General features: G+C 52.2%; 17 protein-coding genes, 5 pseudogenes and 1 other annotated feature. Of the genes and pseudogenes, 11 read left to right on the plus strand and 11 right to left on the minus strand.

The genetic code is table 11. The features are described 5' to 3' along the window. Positions 1-3 precede the first annotated feature (3 nt). From thrB to SYMBAF_RS13840, 4 genes are all read right to left on the minus strand, one after another. Positions 4-933, minus strand: coding sequence for a homoserine kinase (thrB, locus tag SYMBAF_RS13825; protein ID WP_040262629.1), 930 nt, complete (start codon positions 931-933; stop codon positions 4-6). Position 934: 1 nt separating this feature from the next. Beyond that, positions 935-3,394: a bifunctional aspartate kinase/homoserine dehydrogenase I gene (thrA, locus tag SYMBAF_RS13830; RefSeq protein WP_040262627.1), complete on the minus strand. Its 2,460-nt coding sequence runs from the start codon at positions 3,392-3,394 to the stop codon at positions 935-937. A gap of 24 nt (positions 3,395-3,418) precedes the next feature. Beyond that, positions 3,419-3,535, minus strand: a sequence feature (Thr leader region). Continuing rightward, a complete protein-coding gene (gene thrL, locus SYMBAF_RS18530) occupies positions 3,474-3,542 on the minus strand; it encodes a thr operon leader peptide (protein ID WP_152609011.1) in 69 nt (22 codons plus the stop codon). Its footprint overlaps the feature before it by 62 nt. A gap of 176 nt (positions 3,543-3,718) precedes the next feature. Continuing rightward, on the minus strand, positions 3,719-4,438 hold the full coding sequence (locus SYMBAF_RS13840; protein ID WP_052447606.1) for a tRNA/rRNA methyltransferase: 720 nt from the start codon (positions 4,436-4,438) through the stop codon (positions 3,719-3,721). Between the two features lie 596 nt (positions 4,439-5,034). On the opposite strand from SYMBAF_RS13840, the gene arcA reads away from it, so the two are divergent. Further along, entirely contained in the window at positions 5,035-5,751 is a 717-nt protein-coding gene (gene arcA / locus SYMBAF_RS13845; RefSeq protein WP_040262625.1) for a two-component system response regulator ArcA, read from the plus strand. Positions 5,752-5,797: 46 nt separating this feature from the next. On the opposite strand, the gene creA is transcribed toward arcA, so the two are convergent. Further along, a complete protein-coding gene (gene creA, locus SYMBAF_RS13850) occupies positions 5,798-6,277 on the minus strand; it encodes a protein CreA (protein WP_040262623.1) in 480 nt (159 codons plus the stop codon). A 452-nt stretch (positions 6,278-6,729) separates the two neighbouring features. Here creA and SYMBAF_RS18200 point away from each other — a divergent pair. Beyond that, positions 6,730-7,154, plus strand: a pseudogene (locus SYMBAF_RS18200) (hypothetical protein). A gap of 2 nt (positions 7,155-7,156) precedes the next feature. Here SYMBAF_RS18200 and gpmB read toward each other — a convergent pair. Next, positions 7,157-7,786 (minus strand): 2,3-diphosphoglycerate-dependent phosphoglycerate mutase GpmB, encoded by a 630-nt coding sequence (gene gpmB / locus SYMBAF_RS13860; protein WP_040262619.1) that lies wholly within the window; start codon positions 7,784-7,786, stop codon positions 7,157-7,159. A gap of 100 nt (positions 7,787-7,886) precedes the next feature. Here gpmB and yjjX point away from each other — a divergent pair, with 100 nt between their 5' ends. Then, positions 7,887-8,414, plus strand: a complete 528-nt coding sequence (gene yjjX / locus SYMBAF_RS13865) for an inosine/xanthosine triphosphatase (protein ID WP_040262617.1) — start codon at positions 7,887-7,889, stop codon at positions 8,412-8,414. A 6-nt stretch (positions 8,415-8,420) separates the two neighbouring features. Here yjjX and trpR read toward each other — a convergent pair whose 3' ends face one another. Then, entirely contained in the window at positions 8,421-8,750 is a 330-nt protein-coding gene (trpR, locus tag SYMBAF_RS13870; protein ID WP_040262615.1) for a trp operon repressor, read from the minus strand. A 54-nt stretch (positions 8,751-8,804) separates the two neighbouring features. Then, positions 8,805-10,733, minus strand: a complete 1,929-nt coding sequence (gene sltY, locus SYMBAF_RS13875) for a murein transglycosylase (RefSeq protein ID WP_040262613.1) — start codon at positions 10,731-10,733, stop codon at positions 8,805-8,807. A 623-nt stretch (positions 10,734-11,356) separates the two neighbouring features. Between sltY and yfiR the strand changes: the two are divergent. The 4 genes and pseudogenes from yfiR to ettA all read left to right on the plus strand — a co-directional run bounded on the left by yfiR (position 11,357) and on the right by ettA (position 15,604). Next, positions 11,357-11,955 (plus strand): annotated as a pseudogene (gene yfiR / locus SYMBAF_RS13880) (regulatory sequestration protein YfiR). Further along, positions 11,952-13,187: pseudogene (gene dgcN / locus SYMBAF_RS13885) on the plus strand (diguanylate cyclase DgcN/YfiN). The pseudogenes yfiR and dgcN overlap by 4 nt, the downstream one beginning before the upstream one ends. 100 nt (positions 13,188-13,287) lie before the next feature. Then, positions 13,288-13,740 (plus strand): annotated as a pseudogene (gene yfiB, locus SYMBAF_RS13890) (outer membrane lipoprotein YfiB). A 196-nt stretch (positions 13,741-13,936) separates the two neighbouring features. Continuing rightward, positions 13,937-15,604 (plus strand): energy-dependent translational throttle protein EttA, encoded by a 1,668-nt coding sequence (gene ettA, locus SYMBAF_RS13895; protein WP_040262611.1) that lies wholly within the window; start codon positions 13,937-13,939, stop codon positions 15,602-15,604. 397 nt (positions 15,605-16,001) lie between these two features. Here ettA and SYMBAF_RS13900 read toward each other — a convergent pair. Continuing rightward, positions 16,002-16,824, minus strand: a pseudogene (locus tag SYMBAF_RS13900) (IS630 family transposase); the annotation flags it as partial. Positions 16,825-16,860: 36 nt separating this feature from the next. Between SYMBAF_RS13900 and SYMBAF_RS13905 the strand changes: the two are divergent. The 4 genes from SYMBAF_RS13905 to SYMBAF_RS13920 all read left to right on the plus strand — a co-directional run bounded on the left by SYMBAF_RS13905 (position 16,861) and on the right by SYMBAF_RS13920 (position 20,283). After that, positions 16,861-17,091 (plus strand): hypothetical protein, encoded by a 231-nt coding sequence (locus tag SYMBAF_RS13905; RefSeq protein WP_052447605.1) that lies wholly within the window; start codon positions 16,861-16,863, stop codon positions 17,089-17,091. Positions 17,092-17,142: 51 nt separating this feature from the next. Next, complete coding sequence (locus SYMBAF_RS13910) at positions 17,143-17,802, plus strand: S8/S53 family peptidase (RefSeq protein WP_052447604.1); 660 nt, start codon at positions 17,143-17,145, stop codon at positions 17,800-17,802. Positions 17,803-17,841: 39 nt separating this feature from the next. Beyond that, a complete protein-coding gene (locus SYMBAF_RS13915) occupies positions 17,842-18,849 on the plus strand; it encodes a S8 family peptidase (RefSeq protein ID WP_152609002.1) in 1,008 nt (335 codons plus the stop codon). Between the two features lie 265 nt (positions 18,850-19,114). Continuing rightward, positions 19,115-20,283 (plus strand): IS3 family transposase gene (locus tag SYMBAF_RS13920; RefSeq protein ID WP_152609001.1). Its coding sequence is split into 2 segments (ribosomal slippage): positions 19,115-19,364 and positions 19,364-20,283, totalling 1,170 coding nucleotides; the frame shifts between segments, so codons are not numbered across the junction. Positions 20,284-20,613: 330 nt separating this feature from the next. Here SYMBAF_RS13920 and SYMBAF_RS13925 read toward each other — a convergent pair. Together SYMBAF_RS13925 and SYMBAF_RS13930 are read right to left on the minus strand one after the other, a co-directional pair. Further along, entirely contained in the window at positions 20,614-21,495 is an 882-nt protein-coding gene (locus SYMBAF_RS13925) for a lytic polysaccharide monooxygenase (RefSeq protein WP_040262607.1), read from the minus strand. 130 nt (positions 21,496-21,625) lie between these two features. Beyond that, positions 21,626-22,588: a lytic polysaccharide monooxygenase gene (locus tag SYMBAF_RS13930; RefSeq protein ID WP_052447602.1), complete on the minus strand. Its 963-nt coding sequence runs from the start codon at positions 22,586-22,588 to the stop codon at positions 21,626-21,628. Positions 22,589-22,667 lie beyond the last annotated feature (79 nt).

Genomic DNA, 22,667 nt, shown 5'->3' on the forward strand with positions numbered 1-22,667 from the left:
GCGTTATCCCAGTAGTCGAGCGCCTGCGGTATCCAGGCGGCAAATATGAACAAAACCTTCGTCGTTTTGCCGATAGTGATTTTTCAGCCAGTCGGCCACTTGCTGGGCAGTGGTGACATCGTTGCAGACGGAAAACAGCGTCGGGCCGGAGCCGGAGATACCACAAGCCAGTGCGCCGATATCTTGTGCGGCCTTGCGCGCAGCGGCAAAGCCCGGCAACAAGCGGGTACGATAAGGCTCGGCGATCACGTCCCGCATCAGCTTGGCGGCCAGTTGCGGTTGCTGAGTGTGGCAAGCGTGGATGAAGCCTGCCAGATAGCGGCCATGGCTGATGCAGTCTTGACGACGATACTGTGCGGGCAGGATCGCGCGGGCGTCGGCAGTGGAAACTTTGATACCTGGATAGGCCATCACCCATAACCAGTCGTTAAAGCCGGGTACTGCCTGGCTGATGGTGCCTGCTTGTTCCAGTATCAGTTGCACTCCTCCCAAGTAGCAAGGGGCGACGTTGTCGTAGTGCACGCTGCCAGAAATGCGCCCTTCCAACTCGCCCATCAGACCGAGCAGAGTCATTTTGTTCAGCGGACGATCGCAAAACTCGTTCATCGCCACCAGGCCAGCGACCACTGAACAGGCGCTGGAGCCGAGGCCAGAACCGATCGGCATATTTTTCTCCAGCTGCATCGCTACCGGGATTTCGCGGCCAATCTCCTGGCAGAAGCGTTCCCAGCACTGATAAACGATATTTTCTTTCGGATCGTCCGGCAGCTTGCTGACGAAGCGGCCAGCATTTTGTAAGCTGAACTCGCTGGCAGTTGCAACGCTGACGCAATCGCCCAGCAGGGTGCCGTCAATCGGCGATACCGCTGCACCCAACACATCAAAACCGACGCTGAGATTGCCTATTGAGGCCGGTGCATACACCTTAACCATATTAAACTCCCAACTTCCATGACAGTGTGCGCAGCAAGTCGGCAAAAACTCCCGCTGCGGTCACATCATTACCGGCACCGTAGCCGCGCAACACCAGCGGCAACGGCTGATAGTAGCGGCTGTAGAAGACCAGCGCGTTTTCGCCGTTTTTCACTTTATACAATGGATCGTTGCCGTCTACCGCTGCAATGCGCACTTGGCAGCGCCCCTCTTCAATAACCCCGACATAGCGCAATACTTTGCCCTGTTTGGCGACATTGGCCACCTGACGGGCGAACGCTTTGTCCAGTTCAGGCAAACGCGTCATAAAGGTTTCTACATCGCTGGAGGTATCAAAGGATGGCGGCAATACCGGTTCGATCTCAATGTCGTCCATTTCCAGCCGGTAGCCAGCTTCACGCGCCAGGATCAACAGCTTACGAGCCACATCTATGCCGGACAAGTCATCGCGCGGATCTGGCTCGGTGTAGCCGTTGGCCTTGGCCTGTTGGGTAGCCACCGACAACGACACGCCTTCATCCAATTTGCCAAAAATAAACGACAGCGAACCAGACAAAATGCCGGAAAAACGCGTTAGCTCATCGCCAGCGTTCAGCAGGTTTTGCAGATTTTCGATCACCGGCAGACCGGCACCCACATTGGTGTCATACAGGAATTTGCGGCGTGAACCGGCAGCGGCAGCGCGCAACCGATGATAGTAGGCGATTGACGAGGTGTTGGCTTTCTTGTTCGGCGTCACCACATGGAAGCCGTCAGCCAGGAAGTCGGCGTATTGATCGGCCACCGCCTGGCTGGAGGTACAATCGACGATCACTGGGTTCAGCAGGTGATACTCCTTCACCAGACGGAGCAGGTGGCCGAGGTTGAACGGTTCCTGCGCCCCGGCCAGTTCGTCGCGCCAGCGTTGCAGCGGGATACCGTGCACATTGGTCAGCATGGCGCACGAGTTGGCGATGCCGCACACCCGCAGATCGATATGCTTCTGCTTCAGCCACGGCTGCTGCCGGTAGATCTGTTCGATCAATGCACCACCGACCCCCCCCACGCCGATGATAAATACTTCGATCACCTGATCGGTGTTGAACAGTATCTGGTGACTGACACGCACGCCCGTGGTGACAGCATCATTGCTGACTACCACCGAAATGGAACGCTCGGAAGAGCCTTGGGCAATAGCGACGATGTTGATGTTGGCGCACGCCAGTGCGGAGAAGAAACGCGCGGAGATACCGCGCAAGGTGCGCATGCCATCGCCAACCACCGAGATAATCGCCAGCTTCTCCATCACATCCAGTGGTTCTAGCACACCGTCTTTCAGTTCCAGATAAAATTCGTCTTCCAGCGCCCGGCGGGCGAGCCGCAGCTCATGCTGTGGCACGCAGAAACTGATGCTGTACTCGGAAGAGGACTGAGTGATCAACACTACCGAGATGCCAGCACGCGACATCACCGCAAACACGCGAGCCGCCATACCAACCATGCCCTTCATGCCTGGGCCGGAGACGTTAATCATCGCCATATTATTCAGGCTGGTGATACCCTTCATCGGCATATTCTCATCCCTGCTTTCCTCGCCGATCAGCGTACCGGGAGCCTGTGGGTTAGCCGTGTTTTTTATCAGACAAGGAATTTGGAATTGGGCGATCGGGGCGATAGTGCGAGGATGAAGCACTTTGGCTCCGAAATAGGAAAGCTCCATCGCCTCCTGATACGACATCGATTTCAGTAGTTTGGCGTCCGGTACAGTGCGCGGGTCGCAAGTATAAACACCATCGACATCAGTCCAGATTTCACAACCATCGGCGCGCAAGCAAGCGGCCAGCACGGCGGCGGAATAGTCGGAGCCATTGCGCCCCAGCACCACCAGTTCGCCCTTGTCATTACCGGCGATAAAGCCCGCCATCAATAGGATATGATCAGTCGGGATCGCCGCTGCGGCAATGCGTCGCGTGGATTCGGCGATATCTACCGAGGACTCCAGGTAGCGCCCGTGCGCCAGCAGCTTCTCCACCGGGTTGATCACCGTCACCGGGAAACCTTTAGCATGAAATACACCTTCCATCAGGGCGATGGAGAGTTTCTCGCCGCAGCAGATGATCGAGGCGTTCACGCTATCCGGGCACTGCCCCAACAGCGCCACGCCGTGCAGCACCTGCTTGAGCTGGGCGAACTGCTGGTCGACAACACGCTTTAGCCGTTGGTACTCAAAAGCCGGCAGTGCCTTAACCAGGCCGCTTAGCAAATCAGCAAAGATGCGTTCGGCGTCACTGATATCCGGCAGAATATCGCGACCCGCCACCGTTTTTTCAATCATCGCCACCAGATGGTTGGTGATCTTGGCGGGTGCAGACAATACCGTTGCCACCTGCCCCAGCCGGGCGTTACTTTCTATAATGTCAGCAACGCCTAGAAAACGTTGCGCATCCGCCACCGAGGTTCCACCAAATTTCAGCACTCGCATTTCTGATCTCTCCCAAATTTAAGCCAAAAAAAAGCCCGCACTGGTTAGGTGCGGGCTTTTTCTGTGTTTCCTGTATGCGTCAGCCCGCCCCGTTACCTGTGGTATCGGTGGTGGTAATCATTGTGCTATTCAGGCTGAGGGGCTGCATGCTGTTTGTCTCAATAAATATGATCTCCGCTCTACTGGTTAAAGCAATCGCTACCCCAAGTCAAATTATTTCTTTATTTGCTCACGCTCTATTCAGCCTAAAGAATGCGCAAAAGGCCCATAGAAAAGCAAAATATACAGAATAAAAAAGCAGCCTACCCGCGCTATTGCAGGAGATCACACTGAGTCATTCCCAGAGAATAGGGATAAACATTTGGCGAGTTTTTTTTCTATGTCATGCAGCAGCCTGTGCAGCATAGCTGTATCCCGCTGTTGCAGTGCCCCAAGCCGTTGGTGCACCCAATCGCACAATTTTTGATCGCCACTGACCCCTAACACGCTCAATAATCCCTCAGCACGTTGGCGCAAAGCGTTTAGCTGGCCGGTATTGGCTGGCGGCTGTTGCGCCACGCTGACATTCATTAATGCCGCCAACTGGTAGCAGTACACCATCACCGCCTGACCGAGGTTAAGCGAAGGGTAATCCGCCTGCATCGGCACACCGGTAAGCAAATCCGCCAGGGCCAGTTCTTCGTTAGTCAGACCGCAGTCTTCACGACCGAACACCAAAGCAGCCTGTCTCGCCCACTGCTGGCGTTCAGTCAGTTGCTTGAGCAACTGCGGCGGCGTGCAATAGTAGTGGAAGCGCGCCCGACTACGGGCAGTAGTGGCGACGGTGAAATCCACATCCGCCAGCGCCTGCTCTAGCGTGGCGAAGGTTTGGACGCCATCAAGGATCTCACCGGCACCATGTGCCACCCAGCGTGCCGACGGCTGTAGGTGCGCTTCACTGGCGACAATGCGCAACGCAGTAAAGCCCATGGTTTTCATCGCCCGCGCCGCGGCACCAATATTTTCTGGCCGGGTCGGAGCCACTAAAACAATATAAAGCTGCATCGAAACTCCACCGAAAAGGGATCGCGGTTTTGACTGTTCCGCATAGCTCACCTACATTTACAATTACGCAACAAAATCACGTTGATTGATCCAAACCAGATTCAACAGATTATTGTTCTGTACAACAACTACCATTATCGTTCTATGTTTTACAGTTAATATTAATCAACACATTAAAATAACTTGCAGAACAGTAAGCTGTAAATTGTACCCTATTGCTGCCGATGAAGCAGAATCGTTCATAAAATTCGAGGTTTTGTGACTTAAGCAGGCAATTCTGTAAGTGTTTTTCACCAATATGTTAACGTGCTACAATTGAATTTGATATATGTCAACATAACCATGGTTTTTTTGGGTGATAAATTCGATGTTCTGTTATACTGTTGTTAACAGGCATAGACAGGCGGCTGTAGAGACGCGTATCCCCAGCACGCTAGCGTTCTTGTTGACACATAATGGAAAGTGTATCAAGAATGAGTTTACGTACTTTAGTCATTTGATAAGAGGGAACGTGGCGCTATCTCTGCCCTCCTCTTAAAAACAAAGAATTCTGTACTTCCTATTTTTTATTTTGTTGGCAATTTTAGGTAGCAAATATGCAGACCCCGCACATTCTGATTGTCGAAGACGAGTTAGTCACGCGTAACACCCTAAAGAGCATTTTCGAGGCGGAAGGCTACATGGTTCACGAAGCCAATGACGGTGCAGAGATGCACAACATCCTGTCTAAAAATGATATCAATCTGGTCATCATGGACATTAACTTGCCAGGCAAAAACGGCCTGTTGTTGGCCCGTGAACTACGCGAACAAGCCAACGTTGCACTAATGTTTCTGACTGGACGCGATAACGAGGTTGATAAAATTCTCGGCCTGGAAATCGGGGCCGATGATTACATCACCAAGCCGTTCAACCCGCGTGAATTAACCATTCGCGCACGTAACTTGCTGTCGCGTACCATGAACCTGAGTAGCGTCGGCGAAGAACGTCGCTTGGTGGAAAGTTATAAGTTCAACGGCTGGGAGTTAGATATTAACAGCCGCTCGCTGGTCAACCCGGCGGGGCAACGGTATAAGCTGCCGCGTAGCGAATTTCGCGCCATGCTGCACTTCTGCGAGAATCCAGGCAAGATTCAGTCACGCGGCGAACTACTGAAGAAGATGACTGGCCGTGAGTTGAAGCCGCATGACCGCACCGTCGATGTTACCATCCGCCGCATCCGTAAGCATTTCGAGTCGGCACCAAATACACCGGAAATCATCGCCACTATCCACGGTGAAGGCTACCGTTTCTGCGGCGATCTGCAAGCGTAATGCCCGCTTCAAAACAATCGGAGTTCAGCTTGCTGGATCCCGATTGTTATTTCACCTCACCCCATGGGATGATCGGAACCGCACTCAGTGCATTTTTTGGTGAACCATCAACCACCCGATCCGAATAGCTCAGATAGACCAACGTATTGCGCTTGGCATCATAAAAACGCACGACTTGCAGCTTCTTAAACACCAGTGAGGTTCGCTTCTGGAACACCACCGAACCTTCTGCCTTGCCGTTTATGATCTTATCGCTCAAGGCGATCGGCCCTACCTGCTGACAGGAAATGGCCGCATCTGCGGTATCTTCCGCCAGCCCTAGCCCGCCTTTGACACCGCCAGTTTTGGCGCGGCTGATATAACAAGTTACATTTTTAACGTCTGGATCATCGAACGCCTCCACCACAATTTTGTGATCCGGCCCCACCAGTTTAAATACTGTATCCACCGATCCCACCTGGTCCGCCTGCGCGCTGTTTATCGTTGCACAACCGAAACCCAAAAAAAATAGCCACTCTTTTCTCATTTACTTAACTCCCACAAGCATTACTTTATCGCAACAGGCTCAGCAATCAGAATTTTTCTGGCCCACCGTACTCCTTTTAGCAAGGAGCGTGAAAAAAATCTTTGGCGCTTTGGCGGTCTCGCAGCAAAAAATTGCTATTATACGGCGTCGTTATTTAGAGCCTATCCCATTAGAGTAGGCGCACATTGTTGCAGCCAGTTTGCACAAGGCAGCGCGCAACAACCGCAGCATACAGGGAGTCAATGAGGATGATGAGTACTCCCCAGATCCAACATGGCAAATAAAATCGTCTATTGGGATAAGTTCTTATCAGCGCTCTCTAAGAGAGCGCTCCAATCAAACTCTTGCGCACTGTGCATTGCAAGAGGCAAAGGAGTGCAATACAACATGGTCTAATAATGCAAGCACTGGCGTGATGAATCAACAGCCCTAAAGCTCTACGAGGAAGATCTATGGATCAAGCCGGTATCATTCGCGATTTGCTTAGTTGGCTGGAAAAAAATTTGGATCACCCCTTGTCACTGGACAACGTGGCGACAAAATCGGGCTACTCCAAATGGCATCTACAGCGGATGTTCAAAGACCTTACCGATACACCCTCGGCGCTTCATCCAAACCAGAAAGCTGTCCAAAACCGCCGTGTACACCACCGCGCTGGAGCCGCATTACCTACCGGAGAAAATGCCAGCAGGCCAGCGGCCTAGTTTGGGCCTGTTTGACTTTATCCAGATGGTCTATGGCTCCTGTCTGCCAATGCTTAAGTTGAGGCGTCGCAAGAGGCACGACATAGAGCGCTTTTATCCAGAAGGTGATCGACAGCCCCCCCAAACACTGACTGATGATCAACTGCGACTATTTAATCCCGATCCGTCGCTAATGCTATGCGGGCATCTCCAGATGAGTAATATCGCCCGCGTTTTCGACGATCCAGCCGGGAGCCAGCCACGGGCTTTGCTGATGATCAAGGCGCGACAGCGAACAATTGCGTAGGCGCAAGCGGCGTTCCGCATAGGCTGGCAGCCCCAGCACCGAACTGATCAGGCATCCCAGGGCAATGCCGTGGCTGACAATCAACGGCTTGCTGCCTGCTGGCAACATCAGGCAACTTTCCAGTGCAGCACGCATCCGTTCGCACAGTTCTTCCATCGATTCACCTTGAGGGATACGTCCAGCAGGAGTACCATCAACCATCTGTTTGCGCCACTGTTCTTCCTGCGGCGTCAGGCGGTCGATCAGGCGTCCCTCCAAAACCCCCATATGCAGCTCACGCAAGCGTTGATCGTTAATCACCATGCAGCCGCAAGCGGTGCCGATAATTTGTGCGGTGTGGCGAGTGCGTCCCAGATCGCTGGTGATCACATGCGTGATACCCACTGTGCTGACACGTCTGGCGACCAGATGAGCCTGGTGTTCACCCTTGGCAGTTAACGGGCTGTCAGACTGTCCCTGGATGCGGCGAGCCGCATTCCATTGCGTTTCGCCATGGCGGACAAGATATACCTGTAACATTGTTGGTTTCCGTTTTACTCCGTGAAACTTGAATTTATCAGCGCCGGGCGGCCCGTTATACCACCGCCAACATATCGACTAGAAGGATATCAGATCCGTTATGTACCATGTTGTCGCTGCAACAACCAACCCGGCAAAGCTCCAGGCTATTCAATTAGCCTTTGACGATACCTTTGGCGCAGGCCACTGCCATACTGAATCCGTCGATGTCGCCAGCGGCGTTTCGCTTCAGCCGCTGGGCACCGATGAAACCCGCACCGGCGCTCGCCAGCGAGTGATTGAAGCACGTAAAATGCGGCCAGAAGCCGATTTCTGGATCGGCGTGGAGGCCGGAATTGAGGAGAACATGACCTTTGCCTGGATAACAATAGAAAACCCGCATACCCAAGGTGAGTCACGTTGCGCCAGCTTAATGCTGCCCGAAACCATTTTACAGGGTATCCGCGCTGGTCGCGAACTGGGTAGCGAAATGGCGAAGATCACCGGCAACACCGAAGTGAAACGTCAGGGCGGTGCGATAGGCATATTTACCAACGGGCAACTGAGTCGCACTAGCGTCTATCATCAGGCTCTATTGCTAGCATTGGTGCCATTCCACAACCCGATTTACCAGCAACATAGCCAATAGCCCAGGCTATTGCGCCTGATCCAGCAGTTGTTGCTTCAGCCACTGTTTCAACTCTGGCGAGGCTGCCTTCAGGCTGTTCGAACCACGGGTAATGGTGGCTATTCCCGCCCCCAGTTCATTTTTTATCTCACGCTGGCTTATTTCACCGCGCATCAATTCCTGAATAATCCGTACCCGGGTACCCAGTGCAGTTCGCTCATCTGATGTCAGTAAGAGCTGCATCAGCGGCTGTTGCAATCCCTGTGCAAATGCTTGCTGCAACAGCGCAACGAAGCGTAGCCAATCCTCATTGCCTTGTGGTGAAAGAGCGGGGTCATTTAGCGATAATTGCGACATGGCAGCCACCATACTATTTAACTAGTACAGCAGCATACCATAGGGCAGTCAAAATCAATAACGCCGCTGCCACTCGGCGTCGGTCAGCACTTTTGCTGGCTGGTGGCTCAGATAGCGGTAAAACACATCGTAGGCCAGCACATTCTTAACATAGGCGCGGGTTTCAGAAAATGGGATACTTTCGACAAACGCCACCGCATCAACCCGCCCCGCGCTGTTGCCAAGCCAAGTATTCACCCGCGATGGCCCAGCGTTGTAAGCCGCCGTCGATAAAATACGGTTGCGGCCAAACTGCTGATACAGGTACTCCAGGTAGCGCGTGCCGATGGTGATATTGGTCTGAGGATCAAACAGTTGGCTCGCACCAACATACCCCGGAATAGTGAACATCTGCACCGTGTGCTGGGCGGTGCGCGGCATCACCTGCATCAGCCCGGCGGCACCCACGGGAGATTGTGCTTTCGGATTCCAGGCGCTCTCCTGCCGGGCGATGGCCATCGCATAACTCAGCGTTATCCCCTTGTCATCGGTGGCGCGGCGGAACTCCTGCGGCCAAGCCAGCGGGAAGCGCTCTTGCAGATGGCTCCACAATTTGCCAACGATGGTCGCCTGCACGCTGAGATCAGCCCATTTTTGATCAAAAGCATAGCGAGCCAGTGCTTCCTGCTCAATATGGCTGCGGCTAGCAACAAATGCACTCCACTCGCTGCGCGCCAGATTATCCATATTCCAATACATCAGCTCGCGCACCCGGGCGATTTCTGGCGCACCCACCAACGTGGCGTGCGGCTTGGCTGCAACCGCTACCCTCACCGGATAAGCAATATTCAGTCTTTGCGCCGCCACCATCGGGTAGAAGCCACGTTCGGTCATGAGGTTACGCAGCATCCCTTCGCCTTCACTGCGTTTACCAGCATCCAGCAGCATGTTGGCGCGCCAGTAACGCCATTCATCCTTATTACGCAATTCCACTGGCAGACGCGCAAGCCAGGTAGCCACACCCTGGCGATCACCATCGCCCAACGCCATGCGTACCCGGCGCTCTAACAATGCAGGCGACTGGCTACGCAAAATAACCTGATCGCGCCACTGAGCCTGTTCATCGGTGGCATCGCTGCCCATCAAGCGCCACGCCACTGCTTCTTCCAACGCCATGCGTCTGCTGTCGCTCATTTTTTGCAAACGCGCGAGGATCGGGAGCATCGCACGGGCGTTTTGCACATCTTGCCGCGCCAGGCGTTCAAAAGCGATAGCGATGGCATCGCGGGTGAAATCGGTTGGCACTACATTGCGGGCGAAAGCCTCAAGCGTGGTAGGATCATTCTGCAAACGCACTAGGGCATTGCCCATGGCCTGATAATCTGACGGCAATTGGCGATATAGGCTGTTGACCAGCATGCTGTTGCCCTCTTTCAACGCCAGTTTCATGCGTTCCAAGGTATTTAACGGCGTTTGCTTACCCGCACCGCGCCAAACGTTGAACAGTTTGTCACACGCCCCCGGCTGTGTTTTACCACTCAGCCATAACTCATCGGCACCGCGCCATGCCGCCGGCTGATCGCCGGTCGCCCATTTGGCGTAGTAATAGTTGCAGCGTGCCACCACCGGTTTCGGTGCCTGTGGGCTGAACGTTAACAGAGTGCGCCAGTCCTCACGGCGTGCCAGCTCATTGACAAAGCGCGGTACCAACGATTTCACCAGCGGCAGCGTCGGGTTTTGCTTGATAAAAGTGTTTACTTCAGAAAACCCAACCTGGCTGAGATCCTGCGTCAATGCCCGGTATTCCAGATAGGGATAAAGCGGATAATTTTGCAGCGTTGGCATCAGTTGTGCCACCACGGCTCTCTGATTGCTGTCCCATGCCTGTTTGATTTGCTGGTAGCGTTGACGTTGGGCATTCAAAGAATCTGCCAGCGTCACGCCGGAAAACGCTGTCAGGCACAGCCCTACCGCCAAAAACCACCGTTTGTCCACCTTGATCATATTTGCTTTTTCCTCGCTGGTTATGCTGCCAGGGGTGAGCTTAGCACCGCGACAGCGACCAACGGATTGCTGAACCCATCCCCCCGAAAAATGGGCTGCCCTGCCGCATTTGGGCGCTTAGGGAAAATAATACCGGGCTTGGCACCCGGAAGCAGAAACTTTCCATAGACAGCGCAAACGCTTATCCATTCAATACTACTGTAGTAGAAGAGATGTGCCGTCACGGTAGGCGCGCGGTAAAAAACATTATCTCCACTAATACATTATGGCAGCGCTGGTCACAGTCATGTTGAACATTCTTCCGTTGGCCTTATTATGACTGACACGATTAAGCGCCTACGGCATAGAATCAAGAAAATAATTTTAATTATTTTCTTGGAAATAATAGAAATAGAGAGAGTACGACTAGCCTATATGGTATACATCGCCGAGCATGATTGAGAAGCCTATAAAAAAATGGCCTATAAGGTGCGTAATAGATGCATCTTATAATACAATCCGCACCAAAATTATAGACAATGCGATTGAAAGCTTTCAGCCAGGCTGATTATCCCCATGTCTGAACCAGATTTCCCACTGATAAATTACCGCATGCTGGCGGCATTTCCACGCGGGAATGGCAGATGATAATGGCGAAAAATACCACAGGATTGACGAACTGCACAAAAAACCTATTTCAGGCTTTCTTTAGCAGTTTTGGCCGTCTGCTGATCGTCATACTGGTACTGCTGGCGTTTCCCTGTCAGGCCTACCCTACCCCCAATGATCTCTACCAAAAACGCACGCGGTGTCCACCATTGTGGTAGACATTATCAGTTAAGCGCGTTGGGCCAGTAGACCCAACCCTATCCGCCTGTACGTCACCGCCTCGCCCCGCTACGCCGAAGGTTTGTTCGGTCCGATTCTGCTAAAAGCTCCCCATCCGATAAAAACCGCACGTCTGACCCATAACAGCCCACGGCTGAGTACCCATTGTGACGTGATTTATCTGGGGGATATCCCCCAGGTGCAGAAACAGAATTTTATACGGCGTATTGCTGGCCATTCCATTCTTAGCATCAGCGAGAACGATATTGAATGCGCCGCTGGTAGCGTTTTTTGCCTACAGATCGTCGGTGATCAAGCTAGCTTCAAGGCCAACCTGGATGCCTTGGCACGCAGCGGAGTGCGTGTTCACCCTAACGTGCTGCAACTGGCACGTAAAAAGGCACCGCCGCTATGAGGCTGTCGCGCAAAAAACCTGCCAACAACGTGCGCCCAACGCTGGGGCGGGTACTGCAACAGGCGCATCTTGGCTTGGCACTGATTGCTGCCAGCACTGCGGGCGTCTTCTTGACGCTGGTGGCATTGTTTACGTTGCATGCCTACGCTAACCACAACCTGCACCTGATCGCACGCTCCATCAGCTACGCTGTCGAAGCCGCCGTGGTGTTTGCAGACCGCACCGCCACAAACGAGACATTGATATTGATCGCCTCCAAAGAGGAAATATCGGAAGCCAGTATCCTGGGCAACAACGGCAAGGTGCTGGCCAGTTGGCACCACCCCAAAGATGGACCACTGCACAGCATGGAACAGATTGTCGCCCACTGGGCGTTGCCAAAAACTGTCGTACTGCCGATCATCCATGAAAACAAACTGGTCGGCGAAGTATGCCTAAACGGCCACGGCGGTAGCCTGTTACGCTTCCTGCTGCGCGGCATGGTCGGCATGATCGCCTGCCTGGTGCTCAGTACCCTGTGTGCGCTGGTATTGTCCCGCCGGATGCTGGTCGGCATCGTCAGATCGCTGGATGATATCGCTAGTGTAGCGCAGGCGGTACGCTGCGATCGCACCTTCGGGCTGCGAGTGCCATCAGCAACGATCGCTGAACTACATGAATTGATTAGCGATTTTAACGGCCTTCTCGACGAGATGGAAACTTGGCAGGCTCATCTCAAACAGGAAAATAACGCGCTGCCCCACCGAGCGATGCATGACAGCCTGACCGGGCTGCCGAACCGTGCCTGCTTTGAAGGTCGGCTGAGCCGGGCTTTGGGGAATATCAAGCCAGCGGAAAAGCTGGCAGTGTTGTTTATCGACGGCGATCGCTTTAAGGAGGTGAACAACAGTTAGGGCCATGCGGCTGGCGACGCGGTGCTGACCACCATTGCTGACCGCATTCGCGCACAACTACGCGAGAGCGATTGGGTGGCGCATTTGGACGGGGATGAGTTCGCCATGCTACTGGCCCCCATTAACAATACCGAAGATGTGTTACAGATCGCCGATAATATTATCGACTGCATGACCCAACCGGTAATTTTGCCAAACGATGAGCGGGTGATGACTTCTCTGAGTATCGGCATTGCGCTTTACCCTGATCACGCGATGACGCCGCAAGGACTTCTGCACGAAGCCGACGATGCAATGTATCAGGCAAAGCTTCATTTTAATAGAGATAATGGCGGCTAGCCGCCAACCATACATAAATAAAAGCGCCAACCTAAATTTAAATTAGGGACTTGATTATGATGCAACACAGGCTAAAACACCATTTTCACCACTGACCATCATGTTTATCGCTCTCCTGGCGCTCACTGGCTGCCAGAACAAACTGCAAGGTCTGACGCCTGAGTAGATTGCGCTGTTGCAATCACGAGGGTTTAGACTGACGGATAACGGCTGGGAGTCCGACTTGTCTCGCAAAGTGCTGCTTGGTAACAACATCGACACACTGAACTCAAAGGGCATCAGGAGAGTGCAAGAGATGGGGCGCACGTTGCTGAGCGTCGGCATCCCCCAGTTCTGTTCGGACGATCATACTGATAACTAAGGTAAAGATAGCTATCATGACCGACTTTCTCTACGCCGCGCCACCACAGTGACCAATCTGTTGGCCAGCGTAGGCATTCTGCGCGCCAGTATCGAACCCCGTAGTATGGGTAAACGCAATCCCGTCACCAACAACCGCACCGCCAAAAGACCTGCGCAAAACCGCCGCGTCGCGATCATCGTCACACCATAAGCGGCCACTAGATTGGGCCAGTGTAGGAAAGCTGCGAGCATAATTGCGGTTTGAAAGAGCAAGGTAGTACGCATTTCCGAGCATGTTGCAAGTTATACTTAGCGATCGCTGGGTGATGTCTGGGAACCGTGATTGAAACGGGCTACACTCGCAACCAGAGATCCTATAAAAACTGAAATAAAGAGGCTAGAGCAACGTGGCTCAATACGTTTATACCATGCATCGCGTCGGTAAAGTGGTTGCACCGAAGCGTCACATTCTGAAAAACATTTCCCTGAGCTTCTTCCCCGGTGCCAAAATTGGCGTACTAGGTCTGAATGGTGCCGGTAAATCTACCCTGCTGCGCATCATGGCCGGCATCGATAACGATATCGAAGGAGAAGCGCGTCCACAGCCGGGAATTAAAATCGGTTACCTGCCACAGGAGCCGCAACTCAACCTGGAGCACAGCGTCCGTGAATCAGTAGAAGAAGCGTTAGCGGAGGTGGTCGCTGCGCTGAAGCGCCTTGATGAAGTCTACGCACTGTACGCAGAAGAGGATGCCGACTTTGATAAGTTGGCCGCTGAACAGGGTCGCCTGGAAGAGATCATTCAAGCTCACGATGGTCACAACCTTAACGCCCAGCTTGAGCGTGCCGCCGATGCCCTGCGCCTGCCAGAATGGGGAGCAAAAATCGCCCACCTTTCCGGTGGGGAACGTCGCCGCGTTGCACTGTGCCGTCTGCTGCTGGAAAAGCCAGACATGTTGCTACTGGACGAACCGACCAACCACCTGGACGCCGAGTCAGTCGCGTGGTTGGAACGCTTCCTACACGATTTTGAAGGTACTGTGGTGGCGATCACCCATGACCGTTACTTCCTCGATAATGTCGCTGGCTGGATCCTCGAACTGGATCGCGGCGAGGGCATCCCCTGGGAAGGCAACTACTCTTCCTGGCTGGAGCAGAAAGACGCCCGTCTGGCGCAGGAAGCCTCTGCCGAAGCCGCACGTCGCAAGTCAATCGAGAAAGAGCTGGAATGGGTACGCCAGGGTGCCAAAGGCCGTCAGTCGAAAGGCAAAGCGCGTCTGGCACGCTTTGAAGAGCTTAACAACACCGAATACCAGAAGCGTAACGAAACCAACGAACTGTTTATCCCACCTGGAGCACGCCTGGGTGATAAAGTGCTGGAAATCAATAATCTGTGCAAATCTTATGGCGACCGCGTGCTAATTGACGATCTTTCCTTCTCGTTGCCGAAGGGGGCTATTCTCGGCATTATCGGCCCGAACGGCGCGGGTAAATCCACGCTGTTCCGCATGATGTCCGGCCAAGAACAACCGGATTCCGGCAGCATCGTGCTGGGTGATACTGTCAAGCTGGCCTCTGTCGATCAGTTTCGCGACAGCATGGACAACGCGAAAACCGTATGGGAAGAAGTGTCCGGTGGTCAGGACATCATGCGCATCGGCAATACCGAAATGCCAAGCCGCGCCTACGTTGGCCGTTTTAACTTCAAAGGCGTCGATCAGGGCAAACGTGTGGGTGAGCTGTCTGGTGGTGAACGTGGCCGTTTGCATCTGGCCAAGCTGCTACAAGTGGGCGGCAACGTACTGCTGCTCGACGAACCGACCAACGATCTGGATATTGAAACCCTACGTGCACTGGAAAACGCCCTGTTGGAATTCCCTGGCTGCGCCATGGTTATCTCGCACGACCGTTGGTTCCTCGACCGCATCGCCACCCATATCCTGGATTACCAGGACGAAGGCAAGGTGGAATTCTTTGAAGGCAACTTCTCCGAATACGAAGAGTACAAAAAGCGTACTCTAGGTGCGGAAGCGCTAGAACCGCATCGTATCAAGTACAAGAAGATCGCCAAATAACCTGCCTACCCCCTGATACCCTGGGTACGGCGTTATACCCACATGGGGGAGACTGAACTGGGTTATGCCAGGACATTGGCTTGCCCCGCACCTGACCGACCAATGGCGCTCAAATGCGGGCACCGCCTAGTCATTAATGCTGATTGATTACGAGATTGTGACCAGGGGTTTAATCCCGGCATTTGATAGAGCAGGATAGTAGGAATAGGATTGTGTGAAACGCGGATAAGTGAGCAATAGGAGTATTGAGCTTGGAGGGATAGCAGTTATTAAAAAGTATCGTGGCCACTCATAGCCTGAGTGGCTGCCAAATAGCCGCGAGATGGAGACTGTATACGAGATTAGGCAATTGCCTGATTTTTGTTTCGTGCTCTCTGTGCACCCTAAATAGCTGCGTCTAATAGCGCTCCACTTTTGCCAGACCATGTTTGCCGCCCGGGAACGGGCTGACAGTTTTCATAAGTGGCGTACTTTTTTCAACAGTTGCCACATTGACCGGCACTGATGATTACGTGTAATGGTATCGTGCAGGGCCTACCACAGGCGCTCAACATGATTGACCCACGGCGAGTAAACCGGCCGGTAAATCACCCTGAACTTTGGATTCTGTTTCAGCCAGCGCAGCGTTTCCCGGCTCTTGTGAATAATGTAGTTATCGACGATGAGCGTGATAGATTTTGCCCGCCGGTATGTTGCTTTAAGATGCTTTAACAGGCTGATAAATAACACTGAACTTTTACTGCTTCCGCCCGCGTAACTGGCCTTCCCGGTACCACTGTGCAGGACTCCCACCAGATAATATTTTTCATTCTGACCCGGCGTGACGACCTTTTTTGATGCCTCCTGAGTTGCCAGTCGGCTCCGATTTTGGGATTAAGATGGATATCCACCTCATCCTCGTAAAACACGGGATGTTCCTGACTGCACTGCACCAGTGACTCGCTTATCGCCGCCATTTTTTCTTCTTTATTCGGGTCATGGATACGGAGAGTGGGCGCTGCGCGTCTCCATACCAGCCCGGCGACGGAGAACCAGCGCCGGATTGTTCCGGCATGCAACCGGCATCCGGTTATCTCATTGATTTTTATTGCCATCAGTTCAGTACGCCAGCGGGAACGCTGATAACCAAAGTCACCCGGTGAATACTTTACGAGCGCGCGCAGCAGTTCGCAAATATGTTCAAACGGCCAGCGACGTCCACGCCCGGAAGGTAAAGACCTGAAGAGGCTAAATCTGGTGTAAACGCCCGTTCCATCATGCAAAATCAACAGTTTATTTTGCCGGGGACTACCCTCCAAACCATTCCTTTGTATGATACGGAGAAAAAAAGAAAGTATAATGCTGCATCTGCCATGCGGCTAGATGAACAATATGGATTTGATCGCTATTATCAAATTATGTTGCCAGGAAGCAAATCAACAGACATCGAGTATATTAACCACTTGCTGACACAGTTAAGTGAAGAGGATATCGTTGAAATTGCTTAGCCAAATGCCAAGCCGGTCGTACGAGATCTCAGCCGACCTAACACAGTGAAAATGGCCGCAAAGTCTGGCGATATTCCGGATTTCTCTGCCATACAGTACTATTTACGTTCATCCGAAACGCTTGCCCCCGGCTTTAAAGCAGGCGGTATTAATGCGGATTATGCCTGGCAATACTATGGTGGAAAAGGTGAAGGTATCACTGTGGTATCTCAGGAAATTGGCGCATGGGATGATAAACATGTCGATCTCCCTCCTAGGGCATTTAGCGCCGGAAGTGTCGATGTACATTATCACGATACTGCCGCCGTGGGCATTATGGCAGCAAAAGATAACGGCGCTGGTATAGTGGGTATCGCTCACAAGGCCACCTTTGGTTATGCCGCATATAACGCATCAGTGTTCTACGAGCTCATAGATAAACTTAAGCCAGGCGATGTAGTTCAGGTCGGCCTTCATATCGATATTGGCAGTGTTGCCAACTGTCAGCGTTACTGCTTTGTTCCAGATGAATATACACCTCACCGGTTTGATGAGATCCGTGCATTAACGGATAGAGGCATTCACGTCATCGAAGCGGCAGGAAACGGCAATGTGAATCTCGACCACCCAGACTTTAACCACAAATTTGATCGAAATTATCGTGATTCTGGTGCAATTATCGTGGGTGCCCTTGATCCAGAAACCGGTGGTAAGGCCTGGTTTTCCTTTTAGGGTTCGCGCGTTGACAACGCAAGCTGGGGAGATCATGTGGTGACTACCACCTCCTCAGAATTAGGCGACCTGTGGATAAAACCGCATGCTTCATACATGAGCTATTTTGGCGGTACATCCTCCGCAAATCCGATCGTCGCCGGTGCCACCGCCAGTCTTTCCGGCTTTGCAAAAGCCCACAACCTGATACTGAAACCCAAAGAACTGCGCCGCATACTGGTGGAAACTGGTATGCCACTGGCCAATAATGATTCTGCAAAAGTGGGTACGCAACCTAACCTGGAGAAAGCATTTAAGAAAATCTTGCTAAGCGAAGTGGAAGTACCAACGGTTGCAGTCAGTCGCAGTACAATAAACGCTGTGGTCGCCCACGACACTGAAGTTCTCTACCCAATTTCCGCGACAAGCAATCAGCAGGGCAATGTGAACTGGCAGTGGGAACGTATCTCCGGCGATAGCCGCATCTTTATTAAGGACAGCAGTGCGGCTGAAACTCAGGTGGTGATCCCTAAAAACCTTGAGAACGTTTCAACGCGTTTTCGCGTCACAGCGACGAATTCACAGGGGAAAAAGGCGGGATCTGATGTTGAGATTAACGTTACCTCACCAAAGGTGACCATTGTTGGTACAAGCATTATGGAATCCATCCACCCTTTGACGTTGAAAGCGAGCGCCAATTTTGACCAAGTGGTGTATAACTGGAGCCTGTCCAAAGACGGTCAGAACGTACCCAAGGGCATCAACGCCAGCGGTATCATCAAATCCAACTTACCGGCAGGTGACTATATCGTTAAGGTTGAGGCCCGCAGTGATAAAGGCCAGCGCCATGCTCAAGCAACACACCGGGTGAAGATTACCCTAGACGACCTCACCGGCACTCCAGCATGGGATAAGGATAAAGTTTACAGTACCCCCTGCACCGAAGTCCGATATAACGGCAGTATATGGAAGAACGGTTGGTGGACGAAAAACGAGGCTCCAGATAGCGAAAGCCCATGGGGCGTATGGCGTAAAAAAGGAAGTGCCAATATGCACGCTGGCTGTTAATAATACCCTCATCCGCTCTGATGCGACCGCATCAGAGCGGCTAAAATGACAACAAAATGATGCGAATAGGGTACAATTACGCTCACAAAGTTGTGCATGTGCAGAAAAAGTAGCATGGTGATGTTGTGAAGGTGACGCAACCTCGCTCTGTCCACCGATAGGCTAATATCCTCGGCAGTTGGGTGATTAGGGGTGTAGTGGCACACTGAATTTGGCCACCTGAACAGAGGTGATATGCTCACCTCAGGACATTACAGGTGCTTCAATGAAAAAAAGAAATTTCAGTGCAGAGTTCAAACGCGAATCCGCTCAACTGGTCGTTGACCAGAACTACACCGTGGCAGATGCAGCCAGTGCTATGGATGTCGGCCTTTCCACAATGACGCGATGGGTGAAGCAGTTGCGTGATGAGCGGCAGGGAAAAATACCTAAAGCCTCTCCCATTACTCCTGAACAAATTGAAATACGTGAGCTGAGGAAAAAAATACAACGTATTGAAATGGAAAACGAAATATTAAAAAAGGCTACCGCGCTCTTGATGTCAGACTCCCTGAACAGTTCTCGATAATCGGGAAACTCAGAGCGCATTATCCGGTGGTCACACTCTGCCACGTGTTCGGGGTTCATCGCAGCAGCTACAAATACTGGAAAAACCGTCCTGAAAAACCAGATGGCAGACGAGCTGTATTACGCAGCCAGGTACTGGAACTGCATAGCGTCAGCCATGGCTCTGCTGGCGCAAGGAGTATCGCAACTATGGCAACCATGAAGGGCTTCAGGATGGGACGATGGCTCGCCGGCAGGCTCATGAAAGAGCTGGGGCTGGTCAGTTGTCAACAGCCCACTCATCGGTATAAATGCGGTGGCCTTGAACACATCGCTATCCCGAATCACCTTGAGCGGCAGTTCGCAGTGACAGAGCCTAATCAGGTGTGGTGTGGCGATGTGACCTATATCTGGACAGGCAGGCGCTGGGCCTACCTCGCCGTTGTTCTCGACCTGTTCGCGAGAAAACCGGTGGGCTGGGCAATGTCGTTCTCACCGGACAGCAGGCTGACCATCAAAGCGCTGGAGATGGCGTGGGAGGCCCGGGGAAAACCAGCCGGAGTGATGTTCCACAGCGATCAGGGCAGCCATTACACAAGCAGACAGTTCCGGCAGTCACTGTGGAGGTATCGGATCAGACAGAGTATGAGTCGGCGTGGAAACTGCTGGGATAATAGCCCAATGGAGCGCTTCTTCAGGAGTCTGAAGAACGAATGGGTACCGGTGACGGGTTACATAAACTTCAGCGATGCAGCCCACGCAATAACGGACTATATCGTTGGGTATTACAGCGCGCTCAGGCCGCATGAATATAACGGTGGGTTACCACCAAACGAATCGGAAAACCGATACTGGAAAAACTCTAACGCGGTGGCCAGTTTTAGTTGACCACTACAAAGTGCTTAATCGGATGACGCTGTTGGGGATGCCGGACATGACCCGCATCGCATAATAATCGCTCTGCCTTGGAGGCTCTTGTCGCTGAGTCTGATTTATTCAACAAAGCCTATAATCGTGGGTAGTTACAAGGTTCACTTAACGCTTACCCATAACCTGGGGCGAGAAAAAAACCGCAACATTGCCGTTGCGGTTAGTTTTAAAGCTTCGCAGATACTGTCACCGAGTCGGTAGCGCTTATGTAGATTTACAGGGCGATTTTTCTGTGCAGCATACCATCTAAATCTATCCACATAGGCATTACAGCATCCTTTTAGGAAATTATTTGCAACCTCCGTGCATATTTGAGGAGCCTAACTTGCGCCAGACGTCCCATTCACCATTGGTGCCTGGCTTATCGCCACGAGTCCACCAGCCATTTAGCCAGGTGCTGCCATTGTAAGTGACTTTGGTACATGGAGTAGAATAGTCTGTATTTTGATCCCACGCAGAGCCCTCTGGCATTGGCTTAGGCAGTGGGATAGACTCTGGTTTAGGCTCGGGCTTAGACTCTGGTTTAGGCTCAGGCTTAGATTCTGGTTTAGGCTCGGGCTGCGCATTGTTGCCAGCAAATTCGACATCGATGACATTGTAGAATGCATTAGAGGTGTCATTGACAGTCCAGACGGCCAGAATCTCTTGATAGCCCTCACGTGCTGGCACATCACAGGTATGAACCTCAGATGGCCCCCGTCCTGGTACGGCACCATTTCTCTGAATGGTGCAGAATGGCTTGCTCTCAAAACTGGCACGCGTCAATGGTGCATTCGGGTTCCAGTTGTTTTTAGTAATAAAATACTCATACTTGTTGGTTGGATGAGGCGCGGTAAAGAACCAATGAAACTGGGTTTTTCCTGCTGTGATAGATGTTTTAGCCCAGCGATCCATATTCTGTACATCCAATTCACCGCCGCGCACTCTATTCGCACTGGCAATCTGACCGTCGATCACCCCCTCGCGCGGGAAACCCTGAGGAGCCTCAAGACTTTGCGGTTCGTATTGAATATTGCCACAGCCTGAGTTTAGCGCAGGAAAATTCGCATCATGTGCCTTTTTCGTGCACAAGTAAGCGCGTGCTGGAGGGTCCATCACATAACCATGTGACAACGCGGTACCGCTCACTAAGAGCGATACAACAGCAATTGCAATTTTATTTAATTTCATAAATCCTCATTAAAAAAATTATCTAACCGGGGTACCTGCGTCTATTTTTATAGATTTACGAGGGGACATTTCTGTAGTGCATCCCCTCTGAATCTACCTTATAAAGACGTTACAGCATCTTCCCAGGAAATTATCTGCAACCTCCGTGCATATTTGCGGAGCCTAACTTGCGCCAGACGCCCCATTCACCACTGTTGTCTGGTTTATCGCCACGAGTCCACCAACCATTTATCCAAGTGCTGCCGTTGTAAGTGACTTTGGCGCATGGAGTCGCATAGACTTTATTTTGATCCCAAGCAGCCCCCCCTGGAACAGGCTTTGGTGGTGTAGGCTCTGGCTTCGGCGGTGGTGTAGGCTCTGGCTTCGGCGGTGGCGTAGGCTCTGGCTTCGGCGGTGGTGTAGGCTCTGGCTTCGGCGGTGGTGTAGGCTCTGGCTTCGGCGGTGGTGTAGGCTCTGGCTTTGGCGGTGGTGTAGGCTCTGGCTTTGCATTGTTGTTGCCAGCAAATTCGACATCGATGACATTGTAGAATGCATTAGAGGTGTCATCGACAGTCCAGACGGCCAAAATCTCTTGATAGCCCTCACGTGCTGGCACATCACAGGTATGAACCTCAGATGGCCCCCGTCCTGGTACAGCGCCATTTCTCTGAATGGTGCAGAATGGCGTGGTCTCAAAACTGGCACGCGTCAATGGTGCATTCGGGTTCCAATGATTTTTGGTAATAAAATACTCATACTTGGTGGTTGGATGAGCTGCGGTAAAGGTCCAATGAAACTGGTTTTTCCCCGCTGAGATAGGTGTTTTAGCCCAGCGATCCATATTCTGCACATCCAACTCGCCACCGCGCACTCTATTCGCACTGGCAATCTGGCCGTCGACCACTCCACCGTGCGGGAAGCCCTTATGTGCTTCCAGACTTTGCGGTTCGTATTGAATATTGCCACAGCCTTTGTTTGTTACAGGAGAATACCCAACAGCATTACTCGAACACAAATAAGCGCGTGCTGGTGGGTCCATCACATAACCATGTGACAATGCGGCACCGCTAACTAAGAGCGATGCAACGGCAATTGCAATTTTATTAAGTTTCATAAATCCTCATTAAGCAATTAAAAGGTATTTCCTGGCTGGGGTATCTGTATATCTTTTTTGCCGTGATGATCCCCTTCAC

The organism is Serratia symbiotica (assembly GCF_000821185.2).
Lineage (GTDB): Bacteria > Pseudomonadota > Gammaproteobacteria > Enterobacterales > Enterobacteriaceae > Serratia > Serratia symbiotica.